The organism is Legionella feeleii (assembly GCF_001467625.1).
Classification (GTDB): Bacteria; Pseudomonadota; Gammaproteobacteria; order Legionellales; family Legionellaceae; genus Tatlockia; species Tatlockia feeleii.
In genome coordinates this window covers 1-11,862 of the sequence record NZ_LNYB01000006.1, presented here as the reverse complement: position 1 = coordinate 11,862, position 11,862 = coordinate 1, and the positions used below count along the sequence as shown (strand labels likewise).

Below are 11,862 nucleotides of genomic sequence, written 5' to 3'. Positions count from 1 at the left end.
CATAAGGACGAGGGAAAATAAATTCCACATTTTGATCAAATTAAATTCCATAAAGAATTATACTTATACAGATAGGGTAGAGGGAATCTAGACATAGGACGCGTTTATCATGACCACCAATCCTAAAACGATTAATCTTGCGCTACAAGGAGGCGGAGCTTATGGTGCTCTAGCTTGGGGGGTTTTAGATAAATTCCTGGAAGATGGACGTATAAATTTTGATTCAATTTCAGCCAGCAGTGTAGGTGCACTGAATGCAGCCGCGCTTGTCTATGGCTTAATTGAAGGTGGTAATGATGAAGCCCGCGAAACTTTATATAAACTTTGGAAAATGATTAGCAATGCGGGGCAGTTATATAATCCAATAAAAATTACCCCAATAGAAGAATTATTTGCCATAAACCTTGAACACTCTTTGTCCTTTACTGCATTTGACTTGATGAGCAAAATGTTCTCACCATATCAGTTAAACCCCTTCAATTTTAATCCCCTAAGGGAAATCTTAAAAACGATACTAGACATTGATCAAATCAAAACTGCTCATACACCAAAACTTTTTATCACTGCGACCAATGTAAAAACAGGCAAGGTTAAACTTTTTAATAATGAGCATCTTTCCATAGATGCTATTATGGCTTCGACTTGTGTCCCTTTTATGTTTCAAGCTGTTCAAATCGATGACGATTATTACTGGGATGGCGGTTATATAGGAAGTCCGGCACTCTCCCCTCTTATTTCTTATTCACCTAATCATGACATTTTAATTCTTCATACGAATCCAATTGCTCGAGAGCAAGTTCCCGAATCAGCAACCGATATTTTAAATCGGGTTAATGAAATTAGTTTTAATTCTTCGTTAATACGAGAAATAAAGGATTTAATTTTTGTTAACGAATTACTCGGCAAAGACTGTATTAAGGAAAAATATAAAAAAAGTATGAAACAGGTTTATTTGCATATCCTGCGAGCTGACAAAGTCATGCAAGCTTACCCAGTAGCCAATAAATTATATTTTGATTGGACCTTTCTTTGTCAATTATTCGAGGAAGGACGTAGAGAAGCTTCGGAGTGGCTAGAAAAAAATTTTCGCCATCTTGGCAAGCGCTCTACAATAAATTTAAATGAATATTTTTAATCAAGACGCTGTAATTCTGGACGCCTCCATGAGTCCTTCTATTAATTGCCCCGGTTACCTTATTTTAGATAGATAAAGCTCTTATCAAATATATTTAAAATCAGTTACCAATTGCTCCCTACCTTGCTATTTTAAAATACTTCGTATAAAGCATTTATTAACTTGCTTATTTTTCTTAATAAAATACTAAGAATGAACTTGTATGATGGCCTTTTAGAAAATTATTCCTTGTCATTAATTGTATTCAGAGAAAAATTAATATGCCCCCAATTTTAGATAGCGAAATGTACAAAGTCATGGAAAACGATCTCCATACTCTTTTCCATGACATTTATAAGCACAACAAAAAAAATAGAGATGAATTTTTTTTGCAAGCCAATGATTTTTTAGACAATTTAAGCGATTGCATTACGGACCATTCCCGCTTATTGTTTACAAAAATTTCCCCGGAAGAAATCCTTTATTTTAAAGATAACAAATCGGAAAAATCGCGCGAAAAATTCCAAAATATTGATGAGATGATTAATTATTTTAATAATCTATCAATGCTGATTAATTTCTCGGTTCTGCAGCAAGAAGATCCCACGCTACGGGTTTTTTATTATGATATGTATATTCAATTGATGAACTTTTGCTACCTTAAAGGTGACTTTTTTGCTGCTAATGCCATTTATAGTGGCCTGGTCGCAACTAATCTTTCCGACACCATTGATTGGAAGCAATTAAGTCGCCAAAGCCGCTTGATTTGGGATGAACGTGAGACAGACTTCAACCGATTATGCTCTCCGGGAACCTCATACAATACCTACGTAGAGTTGAGTAAAAAATTTAAAACTCCCTTGATTCCTGTATTGCAATCATTCCTCGGCATGCAAGTGTACGCTAAACAGGCTTATGATTTTTTTGTCGATGAACATAAAAGAATTCAGGCAAAATTACATGAGTTGGATATGGAAATTCATAGAGTGCTAAATGATATACAACGGGAAACTACATCTTGGTCACAAGACTATTATAAGTATATGAAGGATGTCTATCTCCCACAAAGTATATTCGAGTACACCAAACTTATCCAGGAGTATGAAGCGCTTCTATCCGAGCATGGTGGCCCTATTGCCAAACAATTTCACAAGGATGAAAACGCAAAACAACTCGTTGCCCTTGTTGAGTCTACCCTCTTGGAGAATCAATCTGTTCTTGAGGTGTTTCCTCAAAACGAAAAAATTGTCGGAATGCTTCAAGAAATTGAGACAATAAAAAGTAAGTATACAGAGCTTGAAGAGTTTGAAGACATGCCTTGGCAGCTGAAAAAAACGAATTGTACTTCGGTAAAAGCAAAACCCGTAGGTAAATATACTTCGGAAGTTTTTGCAAAATTTGCCATGCCTCAAATGGAGGAAAATACGGATACGGATGAAAGCCCAATACCAGTAGTCTCAAAACTGCGCAAGAAAGATACCTACCATCTTCCTTCTAGAGTGAAATTGATGCTTGAGCTTGAGCAAGCTATTGAAGATCATAAACCCAAGAAGGTTAAGGCAGGTTCTGGGAACCATGGTTTTTTTAAAAGGCAAGAAGCTCGGAATTCAGAGGTCATGGAGCAGGAAGATCTGGGTTCAGAGGTCATGGAGATTGGAGTAATCGATGTCGATGTCATCGATCATGATGAGGACGATTTACAATATGGAACCAGTATGGTGAATTGAGTAGCTTTACTCCTTGTTAGAAAGCTCTGTTAATTTCCGCTATTTTGTCTATATTTTAAGCATAGAAGATTAAAAGGATTTATCATGAATGAAGTGGATATATTGCTGCTGTTTTATGAAGAAATGAAGGCTCAAGGAAAGAGCCGAGATGCTATTTTTATGAATATTGATGAATCAGTTGTTGCTATACTGTCTCAAAAATTTAAGCGTGATGTCACTCTGGCTGAAGTTCAAAAACTTACTGATATCTGTATCGCCAATGAATGGTTAGAACGTACAACCATTGATCCAGGCTATAATTTCCTCTCACTTACAGCTGGGGGCTTACAAGTCGTACTAGCCCATGAATATGCCAAAGGCGTTTAAAGCTATTGTCCTTTTCATACCATAACTATCTATACTAAAGAAAAATCATTTTAGATTTCGTTATGAAAACAATAAACTGTGATTGTCTTATTATTGGCGGTGGTATCCAGGGCCTAATGCTCTTAAATCTTCTCAAAAAGGCCGGTGTACAATCGCTTGTCCTGGTGACGGATCAGGCCTTGGGTGAGGGAGAGTCCAATCATACCCACGGCTATTATAATAGAGGTTATTTTAATAGTTTGGCCTCCACGATTGAAAGCAGCCATTGGTGGGATGAGTTTTTCAAGCAACATCATGAGAAATGCGGGAAAAAAGATAATGCTTATGTTATAGCCAATGAATCCGATGCCCAACAACTAGAATCTATTTGGCAGACAAAATCACTACCTTATCAATGCTTAGAAAAAGTCCCAGCAAATTTAAAAGGTCTGGGTTGTAAATTAACCCCTCAACAACGACTTTTCTCAGTACAAGAAGGAACAATTAATGGCTGTGCTATTATAACCGTTTTATCACAGCCACACAGAAAACAAATTGTTCATGCGCGAGTACAAAAACTGATTTATTGCGAAGAAAAAAATACGATTAAACAGGCAGAGATAAAAACCTCAAAAGGAATTTTCTTATTTAAATCAAAGCATTATTTTCTTTGTGCGGGTAGAAATAATCAATTACTAACTGCCATGCTAGCCCAAACCTATCATTTAAGAAAAAGTCTCATTCTGAATACGGTTCGCTTTATCCCCATGCTATTGTTAAAAGGAAAAAGTCCTCCATTAACCGGCGTTTATCTGTCTTATGGATTAACAATGGCCACGAGCCATGATGAGGCAGAAGAGCCTGTTACTATTATTAGTTATATTAGAAATCTAGGCAGTACTCACGCGCATGTTGCTTTAGGGGAAGAAATAACGGACGATGCTCAATTGATCTATCAATGCATAACCCAATTTAAAAAATTATTTCCCCAATTCAAATTTGATAGTGGTGATTACCAATTAGCTTATTTTACTGGACCTAAAATAGACAGTCCCGCAGAGAATAACAACATCATGAATAATGATTGTTATATGGATGACTTAGGCATTGATAATTTTGATTTTATTTGGCCCGGCTTGTTTACCAACAGTTATTATGCGGCCACAGAACTAATAAAAAAATACCGGGCTGCTGGCGCTTCCTGGCTAGTAAAACCTGCGAAAACATCATTTAATGCGACTAGCGAACAATTACCGCTACAACAGGAAATTGCCAAAGAATATCGTTCGCCAGGAAAGTTAACATGGTACAACTGGGATGATTTCTGTAAAAAATATCCCATTCTCTTGGGTAAATAAATCTGGCAACACCATAGACAAATAACAAACCTCTTAATTTACTGAGCCATTTCGCCGCTGTAGTGATTGGCTGGCTGTAATCCAAGGCTGGCACTAAACTTTTGTGCTGCCGATATAAAACTGCAAAAAGCAAGTAATTCCACCAATTCGCGTTCAGAGAAATACTCTTTCATGTGTGTAATTTCCTCTTGATCAATTGATAAATGATCCAAAGCAAATTTATTCGCCAGACGAAGCGCTGCGGCCAATCTACTGGACGCAGGATTTTTATCCGCAGGTCCCGCCTTAGCCATACAGTACTGACAAACATTGTCAAAGGCTAAAACACGCCTGACTTGCTCAAGAAAATCAGCATCAAAGGTGTTACTTTGAAAGAAAGCCATTTCAAGTTGCTGCCATTGGACAGAAATTTCCGGTAAGTGACCTAAAAGTTTTTCAAAGGCTGTAACCCCTTGTTTTGATAACTTAATATGTGCCATGCTTATTCTACTCCATAAAATAAATGTTGCATTTAATCTCTTTTAGTGTAAAATTTATCCAGTTATGAAACAAAAATTCTTATACACATCACTTTTTTTTGGTTTACTTGCACTGCGCCTTTTTGCCGGATGGTGGTTTTGGCCTCAGCAAGAACAAACAGCCGTTGTTTTAAAACAAATCCCTTTTACCCAATTACCCGGTTGGGAGACAACGAATGTCAGGAAGTCACTGCTAACCTTTCAGGTTTCCTGCCGCACCTTTTTAAAGCAAGATCCTGAGCAATCAGTTGGTAGTCAACAGATTGAGCTAAAAGCAGGTGATTGGCACCCGGCTTGCCAAGAAGCATTGTCGATTACCTCTACCTCAAAGACAAGAGCACAACAATTTTTCCAAAAATGGTTTAAAGTCGTTGAATTTTCCAATAACGAGCCAGTACGAGGTTTATTTACGGGCTACTATATGCCTTTACTTCATGGAAGCTTAACTAAAACCAAGAAATACAATATCCCTATTTATAGTTTACCGTCTGATCTCATTACAATTAACTTAGCTCCTTTTGATCCAAGCTTAAAAAATCGCCGGATTATTGGGCGTTTAGAAAAAAAGACCGTAGTACCTTACTACACACGTAAAGAGATCAATAAAGGTGCCATCGCCAATAAAGCTGAGGTTTTAGTTTGGATTGATAATCCCATTGACAGAGTGTTTTTAGAAATTCAAGGCTCGGGTATTGTCCAGCTGCCTGACGGAAAACGCATGTACGTGGGTTACGCAGGCCAGAATGGCGCCCCCTATACGTCGATAGCACGCGTATTAATTGATAAGGGAGTTATGACAAAAGATAATGCTTCGATGCAAAAAATCAAAAGCTATCTTAAAGCACATCCCAAAGAGATTGACGCTGTTTTAAATAAAAATAAATCCTTTGTTTTCTTCCAGGACTTAAAACAAAATGCTGCTTATGGTGCGCAAGGTGTTGCCTTGACTGCCGGTTACTCTCTGGCGATTGATCGTAAGTATATCCCTCTAGGTGCCCCGATTTGGCTAAATACCACCAGACCCGATAAGCATCATGACGATAAAAAAGTATTTCAACGCCTAATGATTGCCCAGGATACAGGTGGCGCAATTCGCGGAATGGTGCGGGGTGACGTTTATTGGGGAGCAGGTAAACAAGCGACTTTCATTGCCGGCCATATGAAGAATGCTGGCCATTACTGGTTGCTTTTACCACGCCATATTATTACTCAACTCGAACAAAAGGAATTGTCCTAATAAAGGACAATTCCTTTTTTCTAGGGTTTGTTGACATTTCGCTAGATTTTCGGCCAAGACAGTAGAAATGTCAACAGACCCTAAAAGCAATCAAGATTTATATTTCTGAAATAAACTATTAAGAACACTGTCTTGAAAAATCATTTCAAAAGCTTCTTCATTGGGTGCTTCTGCTGGCGTGATAAGCGTAGGGGCAGTACCCTCCAATGCCTCAGCTAAACTTATAAAGCGATATCCATGCTGCTGATATAAATCAATGATATCTCCTAAACAATAGCTATTAATCAAATTGGCGTGAATTAACAATATTTGCTTAACTGGCTTATCTCCACTAAATTTTTTTGCTTTATTTTCTGCTCTGACTGTTTGACTCCAAATATAGGCAAGATATCTTTGCTTGAGTCGGTTTAAGTTTTGCTCCCTTAAACGATAGGGAATAGCAAATAACTGACTATTAAACAGAAAATCCTTAGTATCAATCGTTACAGGCGCAATAATATATTGATGTTCAGCAAGGTAATCATAGACCTTCTGTTTTTTCTCCCCTTTGCTTTCGGCCAGGTAGGGATAACGGAAATATTTCTGTGTTGTCATTAAAGGCGTTAAAATTTTATCTGCCTTATCGACATCCTCGATGTATTTTTCAGCACTGACGTTATTTAAACTTCGATGAGAATAAGTATGATTCCCTAAAATAAAACCGGCTTGTTGGAATTGCTCTAAAAGTTCCCATTGCCCCTTTTCAATTGAGCCAGCAATCACAAAGCCAGTAGCTGGGACATTCTTATCAAGCAATGTTTGCAGAATTTTCATAAAGCGATCATGTTCTCGCTGTAAATTGGAAGCCTTACCATTTGCTGAACCGACAAAAGGTAAATCATCAATAGTGATGGCTATTTCTCGGACTTCAGAAAAACTTGGATTACTGAGCACCCCCCCCAGTATGGCAAAACACAAAAGAGATTTCTTGCGAAACACGCTCAGGTATTTTTTCCACATTGCCAATCCCTCAACCCTTGTTTACGGATACTACTAACTTGCAAAGTCTATACCACAATTACCCGCTATTAACCGTATGAAATCGCCTAATGTCTGTAGCTAGTCAATCAGTTCTAACCATTGCAATTGCCATAACTTAAATAAAAATGCCAGATCCTGTTCCCGGTTAAGGAAAGGCAGGAGCGCAGTATTAGTTAACAAACGATGGTTACTAACCAATTTGATTAAAGCAGGCGAAACATCCTTGTCAGGCCACTCATCTCCATTAATAAATAGGTTAAGGCGAGACTCTTGAGCGTTTACCAGGTAAGCAAAGCGGCAAGATGCATTACGAATCATCCCCTCGCCTTCACTAAGCTGCCGGGTAAAAAGACCAATATCAATCATTTCCTCTTCCGCCAAAGGTATCGGTAATAAAGTTTCGGCCTGTTGATCCAATTGGGTCACAAAGCAGCCAAACCAATGTTGCAAATTGTTTTCATCGTCTATAACTGTTTGCAATAATTTTTTTGCATTTAACCAGGCTTGCCTTGGTATTTCCGCTGAACCCTGATTAACAGTCCAATCAGGATCTTCATATAAAAGACCAGGCCGTTTTTTTTCTGCTGAATAGTCTGCAAAACTATCTAACAATTCTTGACTTTGATAACTACGGTATCCAAAAGAATAAGTCATGCAGTCATTGCCAATAGCTATCCCATAATGTCCAACATGGGGAGGAAGATAGAGCATATCCCCTTCTTCAAGAATATATTCTTCCTCCGTCAGAAACTGTTGCATAATACGTAATTCGATGCCGGGTAAATAATTATCTGCCCGACAATGTTTGGTCGTTAACGACCATTTCCGCTTTCCTTGTGCCTGATACAAAAAAACATCATAGTTGTCGTAATGAGGTCCCACACTGCCATGCTCAACGGCATAACTAATCATGACATCATCCACCCGCCACTGAGGAATGAAATTAAAATAATCAAGCATTTGTGTTACTTCTGGAATGAAGCGGTCTACACCCTGGACGAGTAAGGTCCAATGCGTTTCAGGTAACGTTTTAAAATCTTTCGCAACGAAGGGCCCTCGTTTTAAATGCCAATGAGGCGCTTTTTCTGGTGTTTCAAAAACAAGGCGACTTTCTATCTCTTCTTCCATTGATAAACCGGCTAACTCATCAGCTGTAAGTGCATTAACAAAATCAGGTAATGCCTGGCGAATTAGCAATGGTTTTTTTTGCCAATATTCAGTTAGAAATTTGTTTACATCAATTTCATGAAAATAAACCATTATTAAGAACTCTCTTATTCCATCTCGCTTTGCGCAAAGAATATCATTTTTTAAGATTTTTCATCAGACAAATTTAGCTGCTGCAATTCTCACACTAACGGGTTATAGTTTTAAAAAAAACTGTCCAATGAATGAATATGAAAAATAATAAACCCTGCTTATCCCTCCTCCTCAGCTGTTTTATGATGAACGCTGTGGCAAGCAATAACAGCCTTTGTCAGGCAGAAGAAACGATTTTATTTTCCTGTATGACAAAACAAAACAAAACAATTTCTTTGTGTGCCTCTAAGGAATTATCTGCTACTAATGGTTATATTCAATATCGTTTCGGTAATAAAAAGGCAGTTGAATTGACTTATCCAGCGAATCAGACTGTACCCGCTAGCAAAGCTTTTCAGGGCCGTTCCCAAATGTTTAGCGGCGGGGGCGGAATCTATTTACGCTTCAAAAATAAGGCTTATGATTATCTAATCTATGAAGGTATCGGTAAAGGCTGGACTGTCAGCGGCCTTATTCTATTGAAAAACTCGAAATTCTTAACTTATTTTGCCTGTAGGGATAAAGCAATTGTTGAAATTACTCCCGATCTGTTAAGCCAGCTAAATATCCCGCAAGATAACGATGAAAATGAATTTTTCCCTGCTGATATACCAGGCCTAAGTTAAAAACTCTATAGCCATAATAGGAGCTTTCACGGTCGCGTGTTTGCACGGTTATGGCTTATTCGAATTGAACGTTCAATGTAAGCAGCGAAGCGCAGACAAAAGACAGGAGACACCTAACAGGTCTTTAGACGTGGTGTATCTTTAAAAGCACTGACTCCAAAGTCAATCCCGGCCCAAAAGCACAACTAAAGATCGACTTATTGTTATCCTGTTTCCCTAAGCTATCCCATATGCTTTTTAAAACAAATAAAACGGTAGCAGAAGACATGTTGCCATATTTCCGTAAAACCTCATAAGAATAGCGGTTGTCATCTGCGCTAATCGTTAACGCAGCCTCACAGGCTTGCAGAATTTTAAGGCCACCAGGATGAATAGCATAATAGTCAATCTCCTTAGGCGACCAAGTCGAATGGCTGAGTAATTTCTCCATAAAACTGGCAATTCCAGATTTTATAACCTCTGGTACGAAAGCGCTAAGAACAATATCAAAACCATGATCAGCAATATGCCATGCCATTTCCTGCTTAGTCTGTGGAATTAAATCACAATAAAAAGATTCCAGGCTCAGACAGATTTGATTTTGTGGTTTGGTTTCAACCAAGATTGCGGCAGCACCATCAGCAAAAATGGCATTTGAAATAATATTTTTAGTAGCAAGATCTTTTTGAAAATGAATTGAACACAACTCAATACAAACCACCAATACCTTTGCATCCGGGTGCGCACGACAAATTGCATCCGCTGCCTTCATGCCATTAAAAGCACCATAGCATCCCATAAAATTAATGGCCATACGGTTAGTAGATGAATTTAACTCTAACTGCTGTACAATTTCGATATCAATTCCCGGCGCATACATACCCGTACAGCTCACGGTAATTAAATGTGTAATTTCTTTTTTAACGCAATTGGTTGCCCTGGCTAAACAATTTTGAATCGCATGAAGCGCAAGCGTCAAAGCATGGTGTTTGTAAATAGCCATCCGTTGCGCAGTAGTAGGAAAAGCTGCTGTAGGCTCATTGGGAAAAAATACAAACTCACCCGGCATCTTACAATAATCACTCAATACGCTATAACGCTCTTCGATTCCGGATGATTTATAAATAGCCTTTAATAGTCTTCTTTTAACGGGATTAAGTTTCAGGCTAATACCAATGACGTCGGCAATTTCTTTCTGGCTGCGCTTATAAGGTGGATTGGCAGTTCCTATTGCTGTAATTGCAGATTGCATAATTAAGTCCCTTTATTAACAATAATTATCGGGCATTAACCCTATTTAAATCGCTGTAATCGTTTGTTCCTGGTAATGAGTATTGCTAATGTCCTTTTTAACCGATGCAAATAAGCTATACTACAAGAAATCTAATTGGCAAGAGTGTAACATGAGCCTGGTACAACGTCTTAAAAACTCTTGGAATTTCTTAATCTGCTGTATTCAGTTTTTGAAAAAAAATCCGGATTTGATTGTCTTGCCCTTACTTAGCTTAGTTGCAATGTTAGTAATGATTGCCTCTCTGGCGGGAGCCTCATTTTTTGAGATAGATGTACTGCTCCAATATTACCAAACCAATGCAGCCATTCTGATTATTGGTTTATTGCTTTTTTATTTTTTATTGTCCTTTGTCATCCTTTACTTTAACGCCTCACTCATTACTTGTGTTATCGAACGTATGCAAGGAAATGAAATGACGGTTTTCCATGCCCTGTTTAGTACTTTAAAAAGAACAGGCCCTTTATTGCAATGGACCTTCATTAGCGCCACGGTGTGTATCCTCATTAATGCACTGGAACGAACACATGATATTGTTTCTGATATTCTTTCAGCTATTTTGGGCTTTTCTTGGGCAATTACCACTTATTTCGTTTTGCCAATCATGATTGTAGAGGACATAGGGCCGATTACAGCATTCAAACATTCAATTAAACTCATTGGTAAAGGCTGGCGAAAATTGCTCTCTGCAAATTTCATCTTGTTTTTGTTGCTTGCAGTAATTATTGGCCTATTCTACCTGGTTGCCTATCTTTTTAAGGAAACGAATCAATCTTTACCCGTCAATATACCAATCATTCTGGCTTTGCTTGTTTTAGGGGGTATTATTAGTAAAACGTTTAATACTATTTTTAATTGTGCACTGTACCTGACTATTAGTGGCAAACCACTGCAGGGTTTTGACAAGACCTTACTATCTGAATTAGTTATAAAGAAATAAGCCTCTGACTAGAAGCTATGGACAAAAAAAAATTTTTTGACCTGCTGTTCCCGTTAAAGCATCTCATTGCAATTTTTTGCAGTTTAATAGCTATTATCATCATTAAAAAAATTACACTGTATTTATATGTTAAACCCTACCAGGACCTCAATCTCCTTGCCCTCTGCCATGTTCTCTGGCATTCAAATGATCTTTTTTTGCGGCTAATTTTAATTTTCAATTTTCTTATCAAACCACTTTTTATTTATTGCGTTATTATTTATTTATTTTTAATCTGCAAGGTAAAGGTAACCCCTCCAAAAATTTGAACAGTCCCTTTATGAGTTATTGTCAATTCTGGTGTATGAGCAAAATATCATCAAGCGGCCTTCCAGTCCGATTGTTCAACAACCTGCACTCCGTCTTCAA

The 11,862-nt window shown here is 37.9% G+C and carries 11 protein-coding genes; 7 read left to right on the top strand and 4 right to left on the bottom strand.

Annotated elements, in window-relative coordinates; genetic code table 11:
* The first annotated feature begins 109 nt into the window (after window positions 1–109).
* The 4 genes from Lfee_RS00525 (at window position 110) to Lfee_RS00510 (ending at window position 4,544) form a co-directional block, all read left to right on the top strand.
* Entirely contained in the window at window positions 110–1,135 is a 1,026-nt protein-coding gene (locus Lfee_RS00525) for a patatin-like phospholipase family protein (protein WP_058443327.1), read from the top strand.
* 260 nt (window positions 1,136–1,395) lie between these two features.
* A complete protein-coding gene (locus tag Lfee_RS00520; RefSeq protein WP_058443326.1) occupies window positions 1,396–2,841 on the top strand; it encodes a RasGEF domain-containing protein in 1,446 nt (481 codons plus the stop codon).
* A gap of 84 nt (window positions 2,842–2,925) precedes the next feature.
* On the top strand, window positions 2,926–3,207 hold the full coding sequence (locus Lfee_RS00515) for a hypothetical protein (RefSeq protein ID WP_058443325.1): 282 nt from the start codon (window positions 2,926–2,928) through the stop codon (window positions 3,205–3,207).
* 62 nt (window positions 3,208–3,269) lie between these two features.
* Window positions 3,270–4,544: an FAD-dependent oxidoreductase gene (locus tag Lfee_RS00510; protein WP_058443324.1), complete on the top strand. Its 1,275-nt coding sequence runs from the start codon at window positions 3,270–3,272 to the stop codon at window positions 4,542–4,544.
* A gap of 38 nt (window positions 4,545–4,582) precedes the next feature.
* On the opposite strand, the gene Lfee_RS00505 is transcribed toward Lfee_RS00510, so the two are convergent.
* Entirely contained in the window at window positions 4,583–5,023 is a 441-nt protein-coding gene (locus Lfee_RS00505) for a carboxymuconolactone decarboxylase family protein (RefSeq protein ID WP_058443323.1), read from the bottom strand.
* A 64-nt stretch (window positions 5,024–5,087) separates the two neighbouring features.
* Between Lfee_RS00505 and mltA the strand changes: the two genes are divergently transcribed.
* Complete coding sequence (gene mltA, locus Lfee_RS00500) at window positions 5,088–6,299, top strand: murein transglycosylase A (RefSeq protein ID WP_058443322.1); 1,212 nt, start codon at window positions 5,088–5,090, stop codon at window positions 6,297–6,299.
* Window positions 6,300–6,389: 90 nt separating this feature from the next.
* Here mltA and Lfee_RS00495 read toward each other — a convergent pair whose 3' ends face one another.
* Together Lfee_RS00495 and Lfee_RS00490 are read right to left on the bottom strand one after the other, a co-directional pair.
* Entirely contained in the window at window positions 6,390–7,298 is a 909-nt protein-coding gene (locus Lfee_RS00495; RefSeq protein ID WP_238584838.1) for a polysaccharide deacetylase family protein, read from the bottom strand.
* A gap of 99 nt (window positions 7,299–7,397) precedes the next feature.
* Window positions 7,398–8,579: a cupin domain-containing protein gene (locus Lfee_RS00490; protein ID WP_058443321.1), complete on the bottom strand. Its 1,182-nt coding sequence runs from the start codon at window positions 8,577–8,579 to the stop codon at window positions 7,398–7,400.
* 137 nt (window positions 8,580–8,716) lie between these two features.
* Between Lfee_RS00490 and Lfee_RS00485 the strand changes: the two genes are divergently transcribed.
* Window positions 8,717–9,244, top strand: coding sequence for a hypothetical protein (locus tag Lfee_RS00485; protein WP_058443320.1), 528 nt, complete (start codon window positions 8,717–8,719; stop codon window positions 9,242–9,244).
* 124 nt (window positions 9,245–9,368) lie between these two features.
* Here the strand turns inward: Lfee_RS00485 and Lfee_RS00480 are convergent, their stop codons facing one another.
* Complete coding sequence (locus tag Lfee_RS00480; protein ID WP_058443319.1) at window positions 9,369–10,475, bottom strand: type III polyketide synthase; 1,107 nt, start codon at window positions 10,473–10,475, stop codon at window positions 9,369–9,371.
* A 151-nt stretch (window positions 10,476–10,626) separates the two neighbouring features.
* Here Lfee_RS00480 and Lfee_RS00475 point away from each other — a divergent pair, with 151 nt between their 5' ends.
* Window positions 10,627–11,454: a DUF6159 family protein gene (locus Lfee_RS00475; protein WP_058443318.1), complete on the top strand. Its 828-nt coding sequence runs from the start codon at window positions 10,627–10,629 to the stop codon at window positions 11,452–11,454.
* Window positions 11,455–11,862 lie beyond the last annotated feature (408 nt).

Bases quoted from the DNA above. Each gene is read 5' to 3' on its own strand.
- Lfee_RS00525 (WP_058443327.1), top strand. From the start codon at position 110: ATGACCACCAATCCTAAAACGATTAATCTTGCGCTACAAGGAGGCGGA.
- Lfee_RS00520 (WP_058443326.1), top strand. From the start codon at position 1,396: ATGCCCCCAATTTTAGATAGCGAAATGTACAAAGTCATGGAAAACGAT.
- Lfee_RS00515 (WP_058443325.1), top strand. From the start codon at position 2,926: ATGAATGAAGTGGATATATTGCTGCTGTTTTATGAAGAAATGAAGGCT.
- Lfee_RS00510 (WP_058443324.1), top strand. From the start codon at position 3,270: ATGAAAACAATAAACTGTGATTGTCTTATTATTGGCGGTGGTATCCAG.
- Lfee_RS00505 (WP_058443323.1), bottom strand. From the start codon at position 5,023: ATGGCACATATTAAGTTATCAAAACAAGGGGTTACAGCCTTTGAAAAA.
- mltA (WP_058443322.1), top strand. From the start codon at position 5,088: ATGAAACAAAAATTCTTATACACATCACTTTTTTTTGGTTTACTTGCA.
- Lfee_RS00495 (WP_238584838.1), bottom strand. From the start codon at position 7,298: ATGTGGAAAAAATACCTGAGCGTGTTTCGCAAGAAATCTCTTTTGTGT.
- Lfee_RS00490 (WP_058443321.1), bottom strand. From the start codon at position 8,579: ATGGTTTATTTTCATGAAATTGATGTAAACAAATTTCTAACTGAATAT.
- Lfee_RS00485 (WP_058443320.1), top strand. From the start codon at position 8,717: ATGAAAAATAATAAACCCTGCTTATCCCTCCTCCTCAGCTGTTTTATG.
- Lfee_RS00480 (WP_058443319.1), bottom strand. From the start codon at position 10,475: ATGCAATCTGCAATTACAGCAATAGGAACTGCCAATCCACCTTATAAG.
- Lfee_RS00475 (WP_058443318.1), top strand. From the start codon at position 10,627: ATGAGCCTGGTACAACGTCTTAAAAACTCTTGGAATTTCTTAATCTGC.